Below are 20703 nucleotides of genomic sequence, written 5' to 3'. Positions count from 1 at the left end.
GCTCGACCTCCCTTCACCGGCCCAAGGGCGTCGCGCGGGCGGCACCGCCGAGCTCGACTTGTCGGAGCTTCCGACCGTGGGCGGCGCGAGGGAGCGCCTATCGCCTGCGCTCGGGAACGACCTTCCGTCGCCGGTGCTTGGCTCCGCCATCGACCTCCCCTCACCAGCCATCGACCTCCCCTCACCATCCGCTGAGCTTCCTGCTAGAGCCATCGACCTCCCCTCACCAGCCGCTGACCTTCCTGCGCTCGGCGGCGACCTCCCGGTTCCGGCGGCCGGTCTGCCCGCGCTCGGCGGCGGCCTGCCGGTTCCGGCGGCCGGTCTGCCCGCGCTCGGCGGTGGCCTGCCGGTTCCGGCGGCCGGTCTGCCCGCGCTCGGCGGCGGCCTGCCGATCGCCGCGGCGGATCTGATTGGTGAGCTCCCGCGGATGCGCGCCCCGTCCTTCGGTGAGCTGGAGATCCCGGGGGGGTTCGGCGATTCCGCGGAGGTCCAGGCTGGCGCCGAGATCGATCCCTTCGCGTCCTCGCTCCCGCCTCCCCGGCGGTCGCCGATCCCGCCGCCCGATTCAGGCCCGAGCGCCCCGCCGCCCCCACCCGCCGCGATGCCGGAGGAGCTGGTGCGTCAGGCCGGGGGCGGCACGAGCTACGGTGAGGTGAACTTGGATGGCGGCGGGGCGGACTCCGCGGTCGGCGTCGCGGACGACGACATGGAGTTCGGGGCCATCCCGCAGGAGAGCGAGGGCGCGCCGCCCGGCGCCGCGTCCGCGGCGGCGACGGGCTTACCCGCAGCGGCGCCGTTCGCCACCGTTCCCGTCGCGCGCGTTGCTCAGCGGAAGCAGAGCGGCCGTGGCTTGCGGATCGGGCTCGGCCTGCTGGTGCTCGTCGCGGTCGGGGGCGGCGCGCTGTCGATGGTTCCGTCCGCCGGCCCGTACGGCGCTTACTTCATCGCCGACCGTCTCAACGCCGGTCGCAACGCGCAGATGGTCTCGGACACGGTCGCCAAGGTGCGGACGCTGCGAGGGCTCGATACGAGCGCGTCCGCGGACGAGGCGCTCGCGCTCGTCGAACGTCAGCGGGGTGAGGCGAAGCGCGTCAAGGCGCTGGCCGCCTACGCGGCCTTCCTCGGCTACGAGCGTGAGATCCGCTTCGGGGGACAGCCCGCGGTGGCGGGTCGCGCCAAGGTGCTGCTCGATGAGCTCGCGCAGCAGAAGCCGAGCGAGGTCCGCTACCTCGCGCTCGCGCGCGCCGCGCAGTCGGCGTACGCAGGCCAGCTCGCGCGCGCGCGGCAGGAGCTCGAGGCGCTCGCCGCGAGCGACCCGCGTGACGTCGACGTTCGCGTGCTCGACGGCGAGGTCGGTTTGCGCGCGCAGGAGCCGAAGGCGGCGCTCTCGGCCTGGCAGGCCGCCCAGAGCCTCGTGGACGACGCGCGCACTCGGTTCGGGCTCGCGCGCGCCGAGCTCGCCCTCGGTGACGCGACCTCCGCCGCCAAGGACGCCGAGGCGGCTCTCGCGAAGAGCCCGAAGCACATCGGTGCGCGCATCCTGCTGGCGCGTGCCGCGTGGCTCGCGCGCGGCGACGAAGCCGGCGCTACCAAGCTCCTCTCCGAGGCGACCGCGCCCGGCTCGGAGGCGAGCGCCGACGAGCAGGTGGCGGCGAAGACCCTGCTCGGCACCATCAACCTGGCGCGCTCGCGCTTCACCCAGGCCGAGGCCGCGTTCACCGACGCGCTGAAGATCGATCCCAAGGCGGCCGGCGCGCTCGCCGGGCTCGGCGAGTCGCTCTATCGCTCGGGTCGCTTCTCCGAGGCGCTCGCCCGCTACGAGGCCGCGGTGCAGGCCGATCCCGAGGCGATCGAGGCCAAGCTCGGGGTCGCCAAGGCCAAGATCGCGCTCGAGCGCCTCGACGACGCCAAGGAGCTACTGAAGAAGCTCCGCGAGGACTACCCGAAGTCGACCGGCGTCTCCTACTGGTACGGCGAAGCGCTCGAGGCGCTCGGTCAGCGCAAGGAGGCGGAGGACGCCTACCGGGCCGCCATCGAAATGGGGGGCACGAACGTCTCGGTCGTCGAGCCCTACGTCGCGCTCGCGCTCCTGCTCGGGCAGCAAGGCCGTAGCGACGAGGCGAAGGCGGTGCTCGACGAGGCGCGCAAGAAGCTCCCGGATCTTCCGCAGATCCACAAGGCGGTCGGCGAGCTCGCGCTCTCGCAGGGGCGCTACGACGAGGCCCTCGCCCAATACCGTGCCGCGCTCGCGCTCGATCCCACCGACGTCGGCGCCAAGTTCCGTCTCGGCGTCGCGCTGCGTCGCGATCGTCAGTTCGACGCGGCCACCAAGGTCTTCGACGAGGTCGCCGGGGTCGATCGAGACTACCCGGGGCTCGCGCTCGAGCGCGGGCTCTTGTTCGAGGCCTCGGGACGCAGCGACGAGGCGCTAAAATCCTACGAGGCCGCGCTCGCCAAGGCGCCGAGCGATCCCGACCTGATGCTCCGCGTCGGTTGCGGCAAGGTCGCCGCCGGTCGCGCGAAGGAGGCCGAGGAGCTCTTGCGCAAGGTGCTCCAGCAACGCCCGAATTCCGCGGAGACCAACCACTGCCTCGGACGCGCGCTGCTCGTCGAGGGCACCAACCTCGCCGAGGCGCTCCGCTCGCTCGAGCGCGCCACCGACCTCGATCCGAACCGCGCCGAGTACTGGCTCTACGTCGGGTGGGCCGCGAACGACGCGGGTCGTGTGCAGCGCGCCGAGACCGCGCTGAAGAAGGCGCTCGAGCTCGATCAGGGGCTCGCCGACGCCTACTGGCAGCGCGGCGTCCTCCGGTTCCGCCAGGGCTCGACCAAGGAGGCGATCGCCGACCTGCTGAAGGCGCTCGAGCTCCGGCCGAGCCGCTACGAGGCGCACGCCACCCTGGCCGACGCGTATTACGACATGGGCCAGGAGGGCAAGGCGATGGACGAGTGGCAGCAGGCCATCGCGGCCCAGGGCGACAACGCCACCTGGCGCTTTCGCTACGGCAAGCTCCTCGCGGTCAACCGTCGCGCGGCCGAGGCCGAGGAGCAGCTCACCAAGGCGGTCGAGCTCGGCGACGCGCAAGAGGTAAAGCCGGACTGGCTGCCCGAGGCGCACCTGCAGCTCGCTCGCGTGATGGGCGCGAAGAAGGAAGCCATCCGGCACTGGGAGGCCTTCCTGCGAGATGGCCCGCGGGACTCGCCGTACCGCGCCGAGGCGAAGGCCGCGCTCGTCAAGCTCGGTCGCCCCTGGACCGAGAACTGACCGCCGCGCGCGTCCGGCGCCGCGCGTGGTTCCGCGCCGGACCGACCCCTCGGAGCTCCGAGCGCGGGGCCCCCGGGGGGATTTTGTCGGGGCGGCGCGGAACCGCGCGTCGAGAACGGCGCGAGCCCGCGCGCGCCCTCGGGCGTGGCGGGCTCGCGGCTCACGCGCGTCGAGCTACACCTGCCAGGTGTTCCCCGAGCCGAGGAGCGCGGCGAGGTCGCCCTTGCCTTGCTTCTTCACCGCGGCCACCCGCTGCTCGATGAGCGTGTCGTCGTAGGTGCTCTGCTCGACTGCGAAGAGCACGCCGAGCGCCACCGGGAAGCGCGGGTACGGCATGCTGGCGAGCATGAACGCGAGCGCCGGGTTGGTCTCGTCGTGGACGAGCAGATCCTGCTCGGTGATGCCGTCCTCCCCGAGGGTGACGAGCTCGAGCGCGAGCGTGCGCGGGTCGATGCGAAGCCCGCGGTTCTTCTCCTTGCCGAAGATGAGCGCCTTGCCGTGCTCGACGCGCAGCTGCCGATCATCCTTCACGTCGCGTTCCGTGAAGCCGGCGAACGCGCCGTCGTTGAAGATGTTGCAGTTCTGATAGATTTCGACGAACGCGGTGCCCTTGTGCGTCGCGGCGCGGCGGAGCGCGTTGGGCAAGAGCTCCGGATCGGTGTCGATGGTCCGCGCGACGAACGTCGCGTGGGCGCCGAGCGCGAAGGTCGCTGGATCCACCGGGTGATCCGCCGAGCCGAGCGGCGAGCTCTTGGTGATCTTCCCCATCTCGCTGGTCGGCGAGTATTGGCCCTTGGTGAGCCCGTAGATTCGGTTGTTGAAGAGGAGGATCTTGATGTCGAGGTTGCGCCGGAGGCAGTGCAGCATGTGGTTGCCGCCGATGCTGAGCGCGTCGCCGTCTCCGGTGGCGACCCACACGCTGAGCTCGGGGTTCGCCGCCTTGATCCCCATGGCGATGGTCGGCGCGCGCCCGTGGATGGTGTGAAACCCGTAGGTGTTCATGTAGTACGGGAAGCGGCTCGAGCAGCCGATCCCGCTGACCCACACGATCTGCTCCCGCGGGATCCCGAGCTCCGGCATGATGCGCTGCACGTTCGCGAGGATCGCGTAGTCGCCGCAGCCCGGGCACCACCGAACGTCCTGGTCGGTGGCGAAGTCCTTCTTGGTGAGGTGTGCCGGATTGATGATGCTGGACATGATTTTCAGCTCTCCAAGGTCTGACGGATGCGGTCTTCGAGCTCGTCGGTGCGGAAGGGCTGCCCCTCGCACTTGGTGAAGCTATCGACCTCGCGCAGGTACTCGCTCCGCACGAGCTTCGAGAGCTGACCCAGGTTCAGCTCGGGGATGAGCACGCGCTCGAAGCGGCCGAGCACCTCGCCCAGGTTCTTCGGGAACGGGTTCAGGTAGTTGAGTTGGGCGTGTGACACCGGGAGCCCCTGCTCGCGGCAGCGAGTCACGGCGGTTCGGATCGCGCCATAGGTCGAGCCCCAGCCGAGCACCAGGAGCTTACCTCGCTCGTCGCCGGTCTCGATCGCGAGCTCGGGGATGTCATGGGCGATGCCCGCGATCTTCTTGGCGCGCGTGCGGCACATGAGATCGTGGTTGGCCGGGTCATAGGAGACGTGGCCCGTGTGGTAGTCGCGCTCGAGACCGCCGATTCGATGGGTGAGCCCCGGGGTGCCCGGGATCGCCCAGTTTCGCGCGAGCGTCACCGGGTCGCGCGCGAAGGGCTGGAAGCCCTCCGGATCGGTGCGGAATTTCACGTCGATCTTGGGGAGCGTGGTGACGTCGGGGATACGCCAGGGCTCGGCGCCGTTGGCGACGTAGCCATCGGTGAGCAGGATCACGGGCGTCATGTACTTGAGCGCGAGCCGCGCGGCCTCGATGGCCATGTCGAAGCAGTTGCCCGGCGACGAAGCGGCGAGCACGCAGAGGGGCGCCTCGCTGTTCCTCCCGTAGACGGCCTGCAGGAGGTCCGCCTGCTCGGTCTTGGTCGGCAGGCCCGTGCTCGGGCCGCCGCGCTGCACGTTGATGATGACCAGCGGGAGCTCGGTGGCGATCGCGAGCCCGATGGCCTCGGTCTTCAGCGCGAGGCCCGGCCCGCTGGTGGTGGTGACCGCGAGCTTGCCGGCGTACGAGGCGCCGATCGCCGCGCAGACCGCCGCGATTTCATCCTCGGCCTGGATGGTCGTCACGCCGAAATGCTTGTGGCGGCTGAGCTCGTGGAGGATGTCGCTCGCGGGGGTGATGGGATAGGTCCCGAGCACCATCTCGAGGCCCGAGAGCTGCGTCGCGGCGATGAGACCCCACGCCGTCGCCTGGTTACCGCCGATGTTGCGGTAGGTACCCTTCGGCACCGTGGCCGGCGGCACCTCGTAGCGGTAGTGCGAGACCTCCGCCGTCTCTCCGTAGGCGTGCCCCGCCTTCAGCGCGAGCACGTTCGCCAGGGCGATCTCGGGGCTCTTCTGGTACTTGCCCTCGAGCCACTTGATGGTCGGCTCGAGCGGGCGCGCGTAGATCCAGAACATCAGCCCCAAGGTCCAGAAGTTCTTGCAGCGGTTGGCCTCCTTGGTGCTGATCCCAGCCTCCTTGACCGCCGCGACCGTGTTCTTGGTGATGTCGATGGCGAGCGTCTCGATGCCGTCGAGCGAGCCGTCCTCGAGCGGATTCGTGTCGTAGCCGGCCTTCTTCAAGTTCGCGGAGGAGAAGGCCCCGCTGTTGACGATGAGCAGCCCACCGCGCACCAGCCGCGAGAGGTTGGTCTTGAGCGCGGCCGGGTTCATCGCCACGAGGACGTCCGGCGCGTCACCGGGCGTGAAGACGTCCTGCGAGGCGAAGTTGATCTGGAAGCCCGAGACCCCGTAGGTCGTGCCGGCGGGCGCGCGGATCTCCGCGGGGAAATCCGGGAAGGTCGCCAGATCGTTGCCAGCGAGCGCCGCCGCCGAGGTGAACTGCGCTCCGGTGACCTGCATGCCGTCCCCCGAGTCGCCGACGAAGCGCACCACGGCGCCCTTCAGCTGCTTTCGGGGCTCGCCGCTCGCTGGCGCGCCCGGCCTATACTGCACGGTTTCCGATTGGGTAGTCATCCTTGTCGTTCTACCTTTCTCTCCGACTGAGCGAGCGTGGGGCTCGCGGACGTCCTCCGCCGGGCCGGGCGCTCGTCGCTCTCACGGCCTCCGCGCGCACGCGCGGCGCCACTCGCTGGTGGGGAGGGCGGGGGCTCTCTTCGCTCCTGACAGCACAGCCCTGGGACTCAGAGCGCCGCTATAATGGATCGAGAAGTCCGCTCCATGCCAACCCCGAGATGATCCCCGCCAGGCTCGCACATGACGGATGCCGGCTGGCGCGCGCCGGCCAGGGCCGACGACCGGCCGGTCCGTCTCGCCGCTCGCGCTCGGCCGGCCGCGATGAGCGTCACCGCTTACTCTCGGGTGCGCTCAGCCCGCCTTGGGCGCGTGCCGCTCGAGGAGCTCGCCGAGCCGCGGGACCGCGGCCTCCACGTGGGTCACGGCGCTCGGGCGGAGCTTGTCGTACGTCTTCCTGATGAGCGGCCGGGCCGCGCCCCGCGCCCGAGCGTCCGTGATGCCGAGCAAGGCCTCCGCGACGCGCGACTCGTTGGCGCGAAGGTGCGCGCTCGGCGCGACGCCCCGCTCGAGCGCCTCTTGGTAGAGCGGGTCGAGGGCGTCGAGGAAATCCTCGAGGAGGTGGTCGACCACCTCCCGTATGAAGCCGGGGCGCACGCCCTGGACGATCTTGTACGCTCCCTTCACCGCGAGCCCCGAGAGGCCCGACTTGTCGCTCACCTCGGCGTCGAGCACGCGGCAGGCGTCGGCGACCACCTCCTCGCGCTGGCTGGGCTCCTCGATGATCGACTTCAGACTCGGCATGCTCGGCTAGCTCCTTCCGCGAAGGGTTCCGTACCATCGCTCGAGGCCGAACTGAAGCGCGCCATGACGCGTCGTGTTGCACGTCGAAGCAAGGACGCCTTCATGTCGGTTGATGTGGGAAAATCCCGCCCCTTTCGGGCTGGCCGATGAGCCGGTCGCTTGACGCGCTGACCGGCGCGAGGCGTAATGCGAAGAGGCGTCCGATTCTCCTGACGCGGAATGACGCTCCGAGGCGGTCTCGGGAGCGACTTCAGAGGTCCATCAGGCAATGACCGAGGACTTGCGACGGGGTGATCGGCTAGGGAAATACGAGCTGCTGCTGCGTATCGGTCGCGGCGGGATGGCGACCGTCTGGGTCGCGCGCGAGCACGCGGAGCGCCGGGAGGACGACCGACTCGTCGCGCTCAAGGTCATCCTGGCGGATCTCGCGGGCGATCCGGAATTCACGACGATGTTCCTCGACGAGGGGCGGCTGGTGCGCAGCATCGGACACCCGAACGTCGTCGACGTCTACGACGTCGCGGAGGCGAACGGCGTCATGTACATGGCGATGGAGTGGGTCGAGGGCGACTCGCTGCACGCGGTCATCGCCGAGGCGGGCAAGCGCCGCCCGATCCCGCCCGAGATGGCGGTGAGAATCATCGCCGACGCCGCGGCCGGGCTCCACGCCGCGCACGAGCTCAAGGGGCCGGACGGCAAGATCCTGGGTGTCGTGCATCGCGACGTCTCGCCGCACAACATCCTCATCGGCACCGACGGCGCCATCAAGCTCGTCGACTTCGGCGTCGCCAAGGCCATGGGGCGGCTCACCGAGGCGACCAGCGCCGGGCAGCTCAAGGGGAAGTTCGGGTACATGTCGCCCGAGCAGGCGATGGCAAGACCCGTCGATCGGCGGGCGGACGTCTTCGCGCTCGGCATCGTCCTCTTCGAACTCACCACTGGGCGCCGGTTGTTTCGCGGTGAGCATGACGCCGAGACCTTGCACCTGGTGGTGTCCGGCGAGATCCCGCACCCGACGCGGCTCGACCCCGAGTACCCGGTCAAGCTCGAGAAGATCGTCCTGAAGGCGCTCGAGCGCGATCCCGCGCTCCGCTACCAGACGGCGGCCGAGCTCGAGGCGGACCTCGAGGCGTACCTCAAGGAGGAGCGCATCTTCGTCGCGCGCGCTGGTATCGCGGGACTCTTGAAGCGCGTGCTCGGGACCCGCATCGAGCAGCGGCGTAAGGCGATTCGGGTCGCGATGAAGGCGATCGCTGGAGAGGGGGAGTCGACCGCTGGAGCCCGGTCGGCCGAGTCGCTCCTCGGGCCACCGGGTCACGAGCACGCCAGCGTGACCGGGCTGAGCGGGGTGAGCGGGGTGAGCGGCGCCGGGAGTTGGCCCTCCGAGAGCGGCCTGAGCCAGCCGTCCGCGCCGCAGCTCGCGGACGGCTCGACCGGGCCGCACGTGGCTCCGGTGGCGCCGCGGCGCGGCGGAATGCTCGGCTACGCGGTAGGCATCGGCGGACTGGTGGTGGCGCTGTTGGTCGTGCTCCTCGTGATCATGGGCACGCGCCGGACGACCACGCAGATCGTCAACGTCTCGAGCCCGGGGAGCGAGGCCGTCCCGACGTCGGCCGAGCCGCGCGCGAACCCCGCGCCCGTGAAGCCGCGAGACGACGCGCCGGCGGTGAGCCTCGACGCGCTCGACGCGCTCGACGCGGGCGCATCGAAGCCGGTGCCGACCGGGGCGGGCGTCGCGCCGGCGCCGCGCCCACACTCGCCGGTCGCGCCCGGCCCCGTCAAGCCGTCGCCTGCGCCCGCCGCGCCCGCCGCGCCGGGCAGCTTGCCGCGCAAGAACCCCTACGCGAACTGAGCCCGCCTCACTTCGTGACGCGCCGGAGGTATCCGTTCGCGGTCGCGTAAGCGACGTAGCTGCCGGCGTCGGCGAGCTGCTCCACGCCGTCCGTCTCGGGCGCGAGCTGCGTGACCGTGTAGCCGTCCGCGGGCGTCGTGAAGACGCCGCCGCCCGCGAAGCTCTTGCTGGGATCGCCCTTGGCGGACCACGCCACCGTGCTCGGCTCGTAGGCGATGACCGCGCCGATCCCGGTGAACCCGGTGGCGAGGAGCTTCTCGGCGGGGCCGCTGTTGTCGCAGGCCGGGCTCGGTGAGAGCTTGCGCTGCCACACCTCGCCGCGCGCGCGCGTAAAGTAGAGGTTCGCCTGGTCCGAGGCGAGCCCGATCGCGTCGGTGATCGGAGTCGCGAGCGCCGGCTTGCGAAACAGCGCGCCCTCCGAGGGGATTACGAAGATGTCCCCGTTGCTGATGAAGTAGACGCAGCCCTTGCTGGCCGTGATGGGGCCGCCGCTGTCGTTGCCGGTCTGCGTGGTGTAGAGGGTGTCGGCGGTGTCGCCGCTCGCCTGGAGCTGGAAGCGAAGCACCGTCGGGTGGTTCGGCGCGATCGCTCGCGCCGAGACGTACGCGTAGCCGTCGGTGCCGATGGCGATGGCCACGGCCTGCTCGATGGCGCTCGCGCCCGAGCCCGCGTCGATCGGCACTCTCGGATTGGGATCGCCCCCCGGAGCCTTCAAATATCGACCGAGCTCACCGATGCCCGAGCTGCCACCGACATAGAAGACGTTCAGCGAGACGGCGGGAGCGGCGAGCGCCATGGGTCGGTTCACGTCCGTCCCGGTGATGGGCATGGTCGCGGAGCCATCGAGCGGGGTGGCGCTGATGACGCCCGCGGCGCCCCCTCGCTTGGCGTGGAAGACCGTGACGTTGTCGGCGGCGATCGCGATGGGCAGGTCGTAAGCGCGGAACAAGTCTCGCACGGGGTGTAGCTGGGCGTCGTACGGGACGATCGCTCCGCCGGGGCCCCCGCCCGCGCCGCCGGCCGCGCCGCCCTGACCAGCACTCCCGCCCGCGCCTCCGGTGCCCGCCCCGCCTGCCGAGCCGTCGCCGGGCTCGCCGCCGGTGCCCGCTGCGCCGCCGGTGCCCGCTGCGCCGCCGGTGCCCGCTGCGCCGCCGGTGCCCGCCCCGGCGTTCGCGTCGATCCGTGACTCGTCGAGCGTCCGCAGGCAGCCGGCGAGGGCGAGGGTGAACGTGAGCGAGAGACCGAGCCAGACCCTCCGGCGGGCGAAGCTCGAGCGGGGGCGCATCATCACGGAGAGCATGATAGCATCGCCGGACACCGTCGATGACGCTCGTCGCAACGCGCAGGCTGCTTTCCATCGCCGCGGTCACCCTCGCCGCCGGTCTCGCCGCGGGCCCCGCCCGAGCGCTGGGCGGTGAGGCCGCCGACGCCAAGCACTTCTTCGACGCAGCGACCAAGGCCTTCGACGAGGGGCGCTACGTCGACGCGGCGCGCGCCTTCGAGGAGGCGTTCCGCATCAAGCCGAACCCCGCGCCGCTCCTGAACGCCGGGGACGCCTGGGAGAAGGCCGGCGAGTACGCGAACGCCGCCCGCGACTACCAGAAGGTGCTGAAGCTCGCGCAGTCGACCGAGCAGGATCGCGTGGACGCCATCGACCGCCTCGCGCGCCTGAAGCCGCAGCTCGGCACCATCGAGCTGCTCGGGAGACCCGAGCAGCGCGTGCGGCTCGACGACGAGGAATTTCAGGGCGGCGACAGCGTGTTCGTCTATCCGGGAGCGCACCGCGTCTCGCTCGTCGACGTCGACGGAGCGCGGGTCCGCGCGCTGAACGTGGCCGCCGGCACGGTCCGCAGCGTAGACCTCGCGTCGCTCATGCCGGCTCCGAAGCCGCGCGCCCGGCCGAGCGACGCGACCGGGCCGGACGGAGATGCCGGCGCCGCGCCCGGCCGAGCTCGCGTCGGGCCGATGACCTGGGTCGCCTACGGCGTGGGCGGCGCAGGGCTGGTCGGCGCGCTGGTGTTCGGGATACAGGCAAACAGCGCCGCAAGCTCCTTCGACGAGCGCCCGAACCGCGACGACTACGACGCCTTCAACACGAGCAAGCTCCTCACGAACGTGTGCCTCGGAGTCGGGCTGGTCGGCGTGGGGGTGGGGACCGCGCTGCTCGTCGGGGATCTGAAGAAGAGCCCCGCGCAGCCGGCGCGCGAGGCGGCGCGGCCGGCCGCGCGCGGGTTCGTGACGGTGGACGTCGCGCCGCTTCGGGGCGGCGGCGCGCTGGTCACCCGCGGCGCCTTCTGAGAGCAGGGGTGGAAGTCCGCCGGCGATGGACCTAGGGTAAGGTCTAGAGCCGGCGGGTCGGGCTGGCGCAGACGCGCAAGAGGAGAGAGGTCACGGGCAAGAAGCCATCGTCGTGCGCTCGGGTGAAGCGCGCTCGCAGACCGGGGTATGGGAAGACAGCATGGGCAAGATCCTCGTCGTCGATGACCAGCGCAACATGCGCACCACGCTCGCGATGATGCTTCGCGGCAGCGGGTTCGAGGTCGACGAGGCCGCCGAGGGTTCTCAAGGCAAGGATCTCGGCGCCACCGGCGCCTATGACGTCGTCATCACCGATCTGCGGATGGGTGCCGACGACGGCATCGAGGTGCTCCGCGCCATCAAGGAGGCACAGCCGATGACCGAGGTCATCGTGATGACCGCCTACGGCACCATCGAGAGCGCGGTCGAGGCGATGCGGCTCGGCGCCTTCGACTACATCCAGAAGCCGTTCACCGAGCAGGAGCTCATCGTCAAGGTGTCGAAGGCGCTCGAGAGCCGCAAGCTGCACGGCCAAGTGCAGGCGTTCGCCCGCGAGTTCAAGGAGCGCTACCACTTCGACAACATCATCGGGCGCTCGCAAGCGATGAGCAACATCCTGACCCGGGTGGTGAAGATCGCGCCCACCGACGCCAACGTGCTCATCACGGGCGAGAGCGGGACGGGCAAGGAGCTCATCGCGCGCGCGGTGCACGCCAACAGCAAGCGCGCCGATCGCCCCTTCGTGACGGTGAACTGCGCGGCCATCACCGAGACGTTGCTCGAGAGCGAGCTCTTCGGTCACGCGCGCGGCGCCTTCACCGGGGCCGCCACGGCTCGGCGTGGCATGTTCGAGGAGGCGGACGGCGGGACGTTCTTCTTCGACGAGATCGCGGAGACTACGCCGCCCTTCCAGGCGAAGCTCCTCCGCGCCATACAAGATGGCGAGGTGCGCCGGGTCGGTGAGAACAAGCCGAGCCACGTCGACATCCGCGTGATCACCGCCACCAACGTGGATCTGGCGCGCGCGGTCGAGGAGCGCCGCTTCCGTCAGGACCTCTACTACCGCCTGAACGTGGCGCGCTTTCACTTGCCGCCGCTCCGCGAGCGCCCGGAGGACATCCCGCTCCTCGCGGGGTTCTTCTTGGAGAAGTATGGCCGCAAGATGGGGGTTCGCGTGCGGGTCGCCGACGGCGTGATGGACCGGCTCACCAGCTACGAGTTCCCGGGCAACGTCCGCGAGCTCGAGAACATGATGGAGCAGGCGACTGCGCTGTCGACCGGCGGGCTCATCACGGTCGACGACATCTTGCCGCAGGCGCCGCGCGGCCCCTCTCCCGCGAGCGGGCGGACCCTCGCCGACATCGTCGACGACGCCGAGCGCGAGGCGGTCGAGTCGGCGCTCCGCGCGAGCGACGGGAGCCGGGAGCGCGCCGCCGAGGCGCTCGACATCAGCCCCACGACGCTGTGGCGCAAGATGACCCGCCTCGGGATCTCCTTCGACAACCGCTGAGCCGGGTCCTTCTTGTCGAGACGGCGCGGAATCTTACCGAAGCGACGCCCGCGCGCTGGTGCGGCCGGGTGGTCCGCGCGCGCTCGCCGAACGGAGCGGCGCGCGCGGTGAGGACGTCGCTGCTCGACTACGCGCTCCCCGAGACGCTCATCGCGTCGCGGCCGCTCGAGCGCCGCGACGGCGCCCGCCTCATGGTGGTGGGAGCGACGCTCGCGCACCGCCGCGTGGACGAGTGGGCGGCGCTGGTCCCCGAGGGCGCGCTGGTCGTGCTGAACGAGACGCGGGTGCGGAAGGCGCGGCTCTTCGGGACCCGTCGAGGCACCGGCGGGCGAGCCGAGCTCTTGCTGCTCCGCCGGCTCTCCGAGCCGGGGCACAAGGAGCGGTGGCTCGCGCTCGGGCGCGCGAGCAAGCCGCTCCGCCCGGGGAGCGTGATCGACGCGGGGGCGCTCAGCATCGAGGTGCGCGGGCGAGACGACGCGGACGGCGCCCTCGAAGTGGAGGTGTCTGCCGGCGGGAGCGTCGACGCCGCGCTCGAAGAGCACGGACACGTGCCCATCCCCCCGTATCTTCGCCGCGACGACGACGCGCTCGACCGGGAACGATACCAGACCGTCTTCGCTCGCGAGCTCGGCTCGGTGGCCGCGCCCACCGCCGGGCTGCACCTCACCCAGGCCGCGCTCGACGTGCTCCGCGCCCGCGGCGTCGAGGTCGCGAGGCTCCTCCTCCACGTGGGCCTCGGCACCTTTCGCCCGGTGACCGCAGAGGACCTCGACGCGCACCCGATGCACTCCGAAGAGCTGGAGGTCGGCGAAGCGGTCGTGGACGCCGTGGCGCGCGCTCGCGGCCGCGGCGCACCGGTCATCGCGGTCGGCACGACCGTGGTCCGCGCGCTCGAGAGCTCCCGCGATCCCGCGCGGCACGGGTATCTTCGAGCGACCCGCGGAGAGACGAGCCTGCTCATCCAGCCCGGATACTCGTTCGGCGTGGTCGACGGGCTCCTCACCAACTTCCACATGCCCCGCAGCACCTTGCTCGCGCTGGTGGCCGCGTTCGCCGGCCTCGAGCGTACCCTCGACGCCTATCGCGTCGCGGTCAGCGAGCGCTACCGCTTCCTGTCGTATGGTGACGCCATGTGGATCCCGGAGCGTACGCGATGATCGCGTTTTCGGTCGAGGCGCGCTCGGGCGAGGCGCGGGCCGGCGCGCTCCGCACCGCGCACGGCGAGGTCCCGACGCCAGCGTTCATGCCGGTCGGCACGCAGGCAGCGGTGAAGGCCCTGACGCCAGCCGAGGTCAGCGCCACCGGCGCCCGGATGGTGATCATGAACACGTACCACCTCTGGCTCCGGCCCGGGCCCGAGGTGGTGAGCGCCCACGGCGGGCTCCACGCGTTCTCCGGGTGGCCGCACGCGATCGCCACCGACTCCGGCGGTTTTCAGGCGTTCTCGCTCTCGGCGCGCGCGCGGCTCGGCGAAGACGGCTTCGAGTTCTCCTCGCACCTCGACGGCGCGCGGCGGCTCTTGTCCCCCGAGGAGAGCATGCGGGTGCAAGGCCTCCTCGGCTCCGACATCGCGATGCAGCTCGACGTCTGCCCGCCCGGCGGCGCTCCGCGCTCGGCGCTCGTGCAGGCGGTAGAGCGCACGACCCGCTGGGCGGAGCGGTGCCTCGCGGCGCGTGCGCCCGGGCAGGCCGTGTTCGGTATCATTCAAGGCGGGACCGATCCGGAGCTCCGCACCGCTCACGCCGAGGCGCTCGCGCGGCTGCCGCTCGATGGGCTCGCGCTCGGAGGCTTCAGCGTCGGCGAGCCGATCGCCGAGATGCGCGCGGCGCTGGAGGTGGTCGCCCCTCGCGTCGACCCGCTCCGGCCGCGGTATCTGATGGGGGTCGGGACCCCGGCCGATCTCGTCTTCGCGATCGGCTGCGGCGTCGACGTCTTCGACTGCGTGATGCCGACCCGAAACGCTCGCAACGGACAGGCGTTCGTGCCGGGTGGGAAGCTGGTCATCAAGAACGCCCGCTATCGGGAGGATCTCCGCCCGCTCGATCCGAACTGCCCATGCCCGGCGTGCCGCGGCGGCGTCAGCCGGGCCTACCTCCGCCACCTCTTCATGGCCGGGGAGATCCTCGCGCATCGGCTCCTCTCGGAGCATAACCTCTGGTTTTACGAGCGGCTCGTCGCCGAGGCGCGCGAGGCCATCAGGGAAGGGCGCTACGCGAGCTGGGCCAAAGAGGCATGCGGCTCCGCCTGAGCGCGCCGGGGACGGCGCCCGCGCCGGGCCGATTTCCACGATCGGCGAAATCCCGGGCCGCCCGGCGGCGGGCCGTGGGATAATCTGGGAAGCTCATGAGCCAGGGGCCGAAGAAGCAGATCGGGAGGATCCTCCTCCAGCAGCGGGCGCTCTCCCCGGCCGAGCTCGACAAGGCGCTCGCGGAGAAGGGAGGGCATCGGCTCGCCTCGCGGTTGATGGAACAGGGGACCATCAGCGACGTGGCCGCGCTGAAGGCGCTCAGCGAGCAACACGGCATCCCCGGCATCGACCTCGGGCAGATCTGCCTGCGCCTCGAGGATCTCGAGCTCCTGCCTCGCGAGATCGCCGAGAAGCACCTCATCCTCCCGGTCTTGGCGCGCGATGATCGACTGTTCATCGCCATGGCCAACCCGCGCGAACGGAAGGTCATCGACGAGCTCGAGTTCGTGACCGGCAAGAAGGTGTACCCCTACGTCGCCCTCGAGACGGTGCTCGGCCGAGTGATCGAGGAGGCGTATACGAGCAAGGTGCGCGGCGAGGCGTACTACGTCGGGCCGCGCTGCCCGCCGGAGGTGTTACGCAAGGTCGGGCTCTTGGCGGATGGTGAAGCGTCCCCCCTCGACGCCCGGCGTGAGCCGTCGGAGCTCCCGGGCGCCGGCGCGGACGAAGACCAGGGCTTGGAGGCGCCGGGCATCGTGGTCGACGACGCGGTCGGCGGCGCCGCGCACGCCGACGAGCTCTCCGCGGCCGATTTCGAGGAGCTGTCGAGCGAGCTCAGCGTGGTGACGGATCTGCCGGAGCACGCGCTCGAGAGCACGCCACCCGAGGAAGGGGCGCGCACCATCCTGGTGGTCGATGACGAGGCCGACATCCGGAAGATGTTGAAGCGCCTGCTCACCGGGCGCGGCTATCGGGTCCACGAGGCCGATCGCGGACTCATGGCGCTCCGGATGGTGAAGGAGCACTCGCCCGACCTCATCGTGCTCGACGCGATGCTCCCCGAGGTCCACGGGTTCGACATCGCGCGTCGGATCAAGAACAGCACGCGCTACGGGCACATCCCCATCATCATGGTGAGCGCCGTCTATCGCGGCTGGCGCTACGCCGAGGACTTGAAGCAAAGCTGCGGGGTCGACTTCTACATCGAGAAGCCCTTCCGAATCGCCGAGGTGATGCAGGCGGTGGAGGCGTGCCTCGCCGAGGACCGCGAGCAAATCGACAGCGAGCGAGTTCGCGAGAGCTCCGGCGACGCCGAGAAGGCGCTCGAAGCGGGCGTCGCGGCCTACCGGGCGGGCCGGATCGACGACGCCATCGAACACCTCCGCCGGGGGATCGGCATCGATCCGCTGGCTTACCGGCTACACTTTCACTTGGGGCTCCTCTACGGCAAGAAGGGCCTCGTGTACGAGTCCATCAGCGAGCTCGAGGCGGCGGTCGAGATCAACGCCCGCCACTTCCCTGCGGTGAAGAACCTGGCGATCCTCTATCAGAAGGCTGGCTTCAGAAACAAGGCCGCGGAGATGTGGGAGCGCGCGCTCGGGCTCGCCCCGGACGAGCCGACCAAGACGTCCATCCGCCAGCACCTCTTGAAGCTCCTGTGACTCGCCGGGTGAGAGGGACGCATCGCGCGATGGCGCGAGCCCTCGGGCCGAATCGAGCGGATGGCCGAGCGGTCGGGCCGCGCGTTTTTGCTGCTTTCGGAGGCCGAGTCAGCGAAAGACCTTTCGCGCCCGAGGGAGGCTCGCGCTATTCTCCCCGGACCCACCGCTGCCTCGGCGACCTGGGCTACAGCTGAATGAAGTTCCTCTGTCCCAGCTGCAAGGCGAAGTACCAGATCGCCGACGAGAAGATCGCGGGCAAGCCGGTTCGCATGAAGTGCCGCAAGTGCGGCTATGAAATCCGAATCAGCAAGCTCGGCGAGGTGGCTCCGCTCGGCGCGGCCGGCTCGACGCCGCCGCCCCCGGACGACACCCATTCGGCCGGAGCGCTCGCCCCGCCTTCGCCCCGGCCACCTGCGACGGGCTCCTCGCCGTCAGCGGCGAAGCCGCCGCCCGCGCGGGCGCCGCTCGGCTCGTCGCCGCTCGGTGCAGCAGCGCCGCGGCTCGCCGGCGCGCGTCCGGCGACCACGCCGCTCCGCGCGCCGCCATCGCACGCGACTACGCACGGCGGGGGGCCGCTCGCGCGCCCGGGCGCGGTCGCGCCGCCTCCTCGCCGACCGGCCCCGTCGCACGCCGGCGCTTCGCCGGCGCCGGCGGCCGTCCCTCGCGCGACGCCTCGCGCGACGCCGACCCCCGCGGGCACCGGCACGCCAGCGGGAGCGCGAGCGGTCGCGCCGTCGCCTGCGCCGGCGGCCGCCGTTCGCAGCGCGACCCCTGGGGCCGCCGCTTACGCCGCCGAGGACGACGAGCGGACCATCATCGCGGGCGCGGGCGCGCTCGCCGGCGCTTTTGCCGCCGCGGTCGGAGCGGCGCCCGTGTCGACCGCGCTCGAGGATCTCGCGTCGGCCTCCGAGGACTGGCACGTCGGGATCAACGGCGTGCCGATGGGCCCGATGCGGCTGAGCGAGCTGCGCTCGAAGGCTGGCTCCGGTGCGGTGACGGCGGAGTCGCTCGTGTGGCGGGACGGCTTCGAGGAGTGGCTGCCGCTCAAGAACTTCCCGGAGCTCCTCGCCATCGTCGAGGAGGGGCTCTCGAGCGCGCGCGCTTCCCGCTTGCCGCCGGAGCCGCTCGCGAGCGCCGCGCCGCCGGCGGCGGTCGCGGCGGTCGGCGCTCCGGTCGCGGCGGTCGGCGCGCTGTCCGATCCGTTCAAGCCGAGCCGCGCCGCGGTCGTCTCCGAGCAGGCGGCCGGTGATTTCGACCTCGACGCGGTCATCCCGCCGCGTCGGGGCACCTCGCCGGCGGCGTGGATCGCGGTCGCGGTCGCGCTGCTGTTCGGGCTCACCATCGGTTTTGTCGTGTTCAACAAGGACAAGCCGGCCGAGCAGATCGTCAAGTACGTGGAGGTGCCGGCGTCGGGGAGCAAGGGCACGCCGGGCGAGCCAGGGGCCGCGTCGACCGCCGCGGCCACCGGCGACGACAAGGACGCGGGCGCGCCCGCCGCCGGGGCGGGTGGCAAGCTGGTGGCGAAGGGCGCGCCGGCGGCCAAGAGCGGCGAGCCCCCGTCGTCGAAGCCGACCGGTCTCTCCGGGCTCGACGGGCTGTCGGGGCTGCAAGGCCCAGGCGGGCCGAAGGCCCCGAGCGGCGATGGGAGCGGCGCTGGCAGCAGCGGTGAGCCGCTCGACGGCGCGAAGGTCCAGGCGACCGTGTCGCGCTACACGAGCAGCGTCCGGCGGAGCTGCTGGCAACCTGCGCTCGACGCGCGCGACAAGGACGCGCCGACCTCGGCGCGCGTGTCGGTGACCATCAAGGTGGCGCCGAGCGGCTCGGTGCAGAGCGTGAGCACGAGCGGCGATCCGAAGGGGTATCACGGCCTCGCGGGCTGCATTGGCTCGAAGGTTCGCGGCTGGCAGTTCCCGCCGTCCAGCGGCTCGACCACCGTGAACGTCCCGTTCGTGTTCGCCGCGCAGTGAGCCTGGGTGCGATAGGACGCCGCCAGCAGGCCGAGGCCTGCTGGCGGTGGTCGGAGCGGTCGGTAAGCCGGGTTCTGTCGTCGCGCGGAGTCGCCTCCGTGCGGCTGGCGGTCATTCATCTGGGGCGCCCGTCACCGAACGCCTCGTGCGGCCAACCCTGGGGCTTGGGCGGGCAGCCCTCGAACGCCCCTCTATGCGGCCTTGCTCCGGATGGGGTTTGCCATGCCGTGGCCGTTACCGGTCACGCGGTGGGCTCTTACCCCACCTTTTCACCCTTACCCGGCGCGAGCCGGAGCTCGAGTCGGGCGGTTCATTTTCTGTGGCGCTATCCTCGAGGTCACCCTCACCGGGCGTTACCCGGCATCCTGCCCTGTGGAGCCCGGACTTTCCTCCCGGCTCCTCACGGAGCCGAGCGATCGCCTCGGCTGCTCTGACCCGTGCAGGCTAGGGCGTCCGAGCCGCGCCGGCAAGCGCGCCGGCGACGCGAGCGGCGCGGGCGACGACGCGAGCGCTGCGCTCCGCGACGCCGGCCGCGCCGGCCCGCCCCCCGAGCTCGAGCGCTCAGGCGGCGTGCAGCCAGTCGTCGCCGGAGGCCGCGGAGAGCTCCTCGATGCGCGTCTTCAGCTTCCGCTTGGCGCGCGCCTCGAGCTGCCGGGCGCGCTCGCGCGACACGCCGAGGCGGCGGCCGATCTCGGCGAGCGAGAGCTCATCCTCGCGGTCCGCCATCAGGCGATGCTCGACGATGAAGCGCTCGCGTTCGTCGAGGCCGGTGACCGCGCTCCGCACCGTGTCGCGCACCCGATCGCGGAGCTGGCTCGCGCTCGAGGCCTCTTCGGAGCTGAGCTCGGGCGAGGCCAGGGTGTCGACCAGGCGCGTCGCGGAGTCATCGAACACGGTAGCGTCGAGCGAGAGATCACGCGTCTCGAGCCGCCGCAGCATCCCCCTCACTTGCTCGGCGGGGAGCTTGAAGCGCTCGGCGAGCATTTGATCGGCGAGCTCGCCCTCGCCGACCAAGTTGGTGACCCGCACCCGCTCGCGGCGGAGCTTGAAGAACATCTTCGAGCGGAGCGCGCCGGAGCCGACGCCCACCAGGCTCCAGGAGCGGATGATGTAGTTCAGCACGTAAGCGCGGATCCAGTACGCCGCGTAGGTGACGAACCGGTTGCCGCGCTCCGGCTCGAACTTGGCGAGCGCGTGCACCAGGCCGAAGTTGCCCTCGGCGATGAGCTCTTGGAGCGGGAGCCCGTAGCGCCGGTACTTGAGCGCGATGGCCACCACGTAGCGGAGGTGGGAGCGGACCAGGCGGTCTGCCGCGCGACGATCTTGCGTGGCCCGCCAGCGGCGCGCGAGGTCCGCCTCCTCCTCGCGCTCGAGCTTCGGGTAGCCGTGGACGGTGCTGATGTATCGGGAGACGTCCGGGTTCGGGCTGTTCGTCATCGATGGCTCCGGCTGCTGTGCAGGCTGGCTCAGGGGCGGCGCTCGCTCATGCGAGACGCCAACTCGGACCCCGAAAGAGGCGCGCGCGCGTGCGCTTGGCCGTCGGTCTTCGTCCGGCCGCTATCCTTGGGGTCGACTCGAATTTTAGGTACGAACCGCCGGCGCAGTTGGTTTCGTCCCGTAACGTCGATATTTGGGCACCGTCATTTCCGCGGGAATTCTTGAAGGCTCTCCCCGACCATTGAGGAAAAACGAGCCGGCTGGCCGGCCAACCCACGGGCGCACGACACGGCGTCACGCCCCACCAGCCGATGCTAGACGTGGAACGAGGAGCCGCAGCCGCAGGTGCTGCTGACCTTCGGGTTGCCAAACTTGAAGCCCGAGCCGTGCACGCCCTCGACGAAGTCGATCTCGGTGCCGTCGAGGTACTGGAACGAGAGCGGGTCGATATAGAGCAGCACGCCGTTCGATTCGAAGCGCTCGTCCAGATCCGTGGGGCTCTCCTCGAAGAAGAGGTCGTACTGGAACCCCGCGCACCCGCCGCCTACCACGCGGAGCCGGAGCCCCTGGCCCTCGAGGCCCTCCGTCTTCGCGATGTCCCTGACCCTGTCGGCGGCGAGTGTGGTGAGCGTGATCAT

14 protein-coding genes and 1 other RNA gene are annotated in these 20703 nt (G+C 71.1%); 8 read left to right on the top strand and 7 right to left on the bottom strand.

The window, feature by feature from the left end:
* The first annotated feature begins 616 nt into the window (after window positions 1-616).
* The gene (locus tag OZ948_01075; GenBank protein ID MEB2343315.1) at window positions 617-3265 is read left to right on the top strand and encodes a tetratricopeptide repeat protein; all 2649 of its coding nucleotides are present in this window, start codon (window positions 617-619) and stop codon (window positions 3263-3265) included.
* A 174-nt stretch (window positions 3266-3439) separates the two neighbouring features.
* Here OZ948_01075 and OZ948_01070 read toward each other — a convergent pair whose 3' ends face one another.
* From OZ948_01070 to OZ948_01060, 3 genes are all read right to left on the bottom strand, one after another.
* Window positions 3440-4462 (bottom strand): 2-oxoacid:ferredoxin oxidoreductase subunit beta, encoded by a 1023-nt coding sequence (locus tag OZ948_01070; protein MEB2343314.1) that lies wholly within the window; start codon window positions 4460-4462, stop codon window positions 3440-3442.
* A gap of 5 nt (window positions 4463-4467) precedes the next feature.
* Window positions 4468-6351, bottom strand: a complete 1884-nt coding sequence (locus OZ948_01065) for a 2-oxoacid:acceptor oxidoreductase subunit alpha (GenBank protein ID MEB2343313.1) — start codon at window positions 6349-6351, stop codon at window positions 4468-4470.
* 351 nt (window positions 6352-6702) lie between these two features.
* On the bottom strand, window positions 6703-7152 hold the full coding sequence (locus tag OZ948_01060) for a hypothetical protein (GenBank protein MEB2343312.1): 450 nt from the start codon (window positions 7150-7152) through the stop codon (window positions 6703-6705).
* Between the two features lie 268 nt (window positions 7153-7420).
* Here OZ948_01060 and OZ948_01055 point away from each other — a divergent pair, with 268 nt between their 5' ends.
* Window positions 7421-9004, top strand: coding sequence for a serine/threonine-protein kinase (locus tag OZ948_01055; GenBank protein MEB2343311.1), 1584 nt, complete (start codon window positions 7421-7423; stop codon window positions 9002-9004).
* A 7-nt stretch (window positions 9005-9011) separates the two neighbouring features.
* On the opposite strand, the gene OZ948_01050 is transcribed toward OZ948_01055, so the two are convergent.
* Window positions 9012-10322 (bottom strand): hypothetical protein, encoded by a 1311-nt coding sequence (locus tag OZ948_01050; GenBank protein MEB2343310.1) that lies wholly within the window; start codon window positions 10320-10322, stop codon window positions 9012-9014.
* Between the two features lie 5 nt (window positions 10323-10327).
* Here OZ948_01050 and OZ948_01045 point away from each other — a divergent pair, with 5 nt between their 5' ends.
* From OZ948_01045 to OZ948_01020, 6 genes are all read left to right on the top strand, one after another.
* Entirely contained in the window at window positions 10328-11302 is a 975-nt protein-coding gene (locus OZ948_01045) for a hypothetical protein (GenBank protein ID MEB2343309.1), read from the top strand.
* A 160-nt stretch (window positions 11303-11462) separates the two neighbouring features.
* Window positions 11463-12812, top strand: a complete 1350-nt coding sequence (locus OZ948_01040; protein MEB2343308.1) for a sigma-54 dependent transcriptional regulator — start codon at window positions 11463-11465, stop codon at window positions 12810-12812.
* Window positions 12813-12919: 107 nt separating this feature from the next.
* The gene (gene queA, locus OZ948_01035; GenBank protein ID MEB2343307.1) at window positions 12920-13969 is read left to right on the top strand and encodes a tRNA preQ1(34) S-adenosylmethionine ribosyltransferase-isomerase QueA; all 1050 of its coding nucleotides are present in this window, start codon (window positions 12920-12922) and stop codon (window positions 13967-13969) included.
* Complete coding sequence (gene tgt / locus OZ948_01030; protein ID MEB2343306.1) at window positions 13966-15060, top strand: tRNA guanosine(34) transglycosylase Tgt; 1095 nt, start codon at window positions 13966-13968, stop codon at window positions 15058-15060. The genes queA and tgt overlap by 4 nt, the downstream gene beginning before the upstream one ends.
* Before the next feature lie 95 nt (window positions 15061-15155).
* A complete protein-coding gene (locus OZ948_01025) occupies window positions 15156-16661 on the top strand; it encodes a response regulator (protein MEB2343305.1) in 1506 nt (501 codons plus the stop codon).
* An 872-nt stretch (window positions 16662-17533) separates the two neighbouring features.
* Window positions 17534-18628 carry a GYF domain-containing protein gene (locus OZ948_01020; protein ID MEB2343304.1) on the top strand — a complete coding sequence of 365 codons (1095 nt, stop codon included), beginning with the start codon at window positions 17534-17536 and terminating at the stop codon, window positions 18626-18628.
* A gap of 47 nt (window positions 18629-18675) precedes the next feature.
* Here OZ948_01020 and rnpB read toward each other — a convergent pair.
* From rnpB to OZ948_01005, 3 genes are all read right to left on the bottom strand, one after another.
* An RNA gene (gene rnpB, locus OZ948_01015) (RNase P RNA component class A) lies at window positions 18676-19061 on the bottom strand.
* 128 nt (window positions 19062-19189) lie between these two features.
* Window positions 19190-20065 (bottom strand): RNA polymerase factor sigma-32, encoded by an 876-nt coding sequence (locus tag OZ948_01010; GenBank protein MEB2343303.1) that lies wholly within the window; start codon window positions 20063-20065, stop codon window positions 19190-19192.
* 314 nt (window positions 20066-20379) lie between these two features.
* The gene (locus OZ948_01005) at window positions 20380-20703 is read right to left on the bottom strand and encodes an iron-sulfur cluster assembly accessory protein (protein MEB2343302.1); all 324 of its coding nucleotides are present in this window, start codon (window positions 20701-20703) and stop codon (window positions 20380-20382) included.

It is taken from the genome of Deltaproteobacteria bacterium (assembly GCA_035063765.1).
GTDB lineage: Bacteria > Myxococcota_A > UBA9160 > UBA9160 > PR03 > CAADGG01.
The sequence above is the reverse complement of the archived record's forward strand: the minus strand, read 5'-3'. Positions and strand labels throughout refer to the sequence as shown.

Coding starts and splice junctions, on each gene's coding strand:
- OZ948_01070 (MEB2343314.1), bottom strand. CDS start 4,462: ATGTCCAGCATCATCAATCCGGCACACCTCACCAAGAAGGACTTCGCC.
- OZ948_01065 (MEB2343313.1), bottom strand. CDS start 6,351: ATGACTACCCAATCGGAAACCGTGCAGTATAGGCCGGGCGCGCCAGCG.
- OZ948_01060 (MEB2343312.1), bottom strand. CDS start 7,152: ATGCCGAGTCTGAAGTCGATCATCGAGGAGCCCAGCCAGCGCGAGGAG.
- OZ948_01055 (MEB2343311.1), top strand. CDS start 7,421: ATGACCGAGGACTTGCGACGGGGTGATCGGCTAGGGAAATACGAGCTG.
- OZ948_01045 (MEB2343309.1), top strand. CDS start 10,328: ATGACGCTCGTCGCAACGCGCAGGCTGCTTTCCATCGCCGCGGTCACC.
- OZ948_01040 (MEB2343308.1), top strand. CDS start 11,463: ATGGGCAAGATCCTCGTCGTCGATGACCAGCGCAACATGCGCACCACG.
- tgt (MEB2343306.1), top strand. CDS start 13,966: ATGATCGCGTTTTCGGTCGAGGCGCGCTCGGGCGAGGCGCGGGCCGGC.
- OZ948_01025 (MEB2343305.1), top strand. CDS start 15,156: ATGAGCCAGGGGCCGAAGAAGCAGATCGGGAGGATCCTCCTCCAGCAG.
- OZ948_01010 (MEB2343303.1), bottom strand. CDS start 20,065: ATGACGAACAGCCCGAACCCGGACGTCTCCCGATACATCAGCACCGTC.
- OZ948_01005 (MEB2343302.1), bottom strand. CDS start 20,703: ATGATCACGCTCACCACACTCGCCGCCGACAGGGTCAGGGACATCGCG.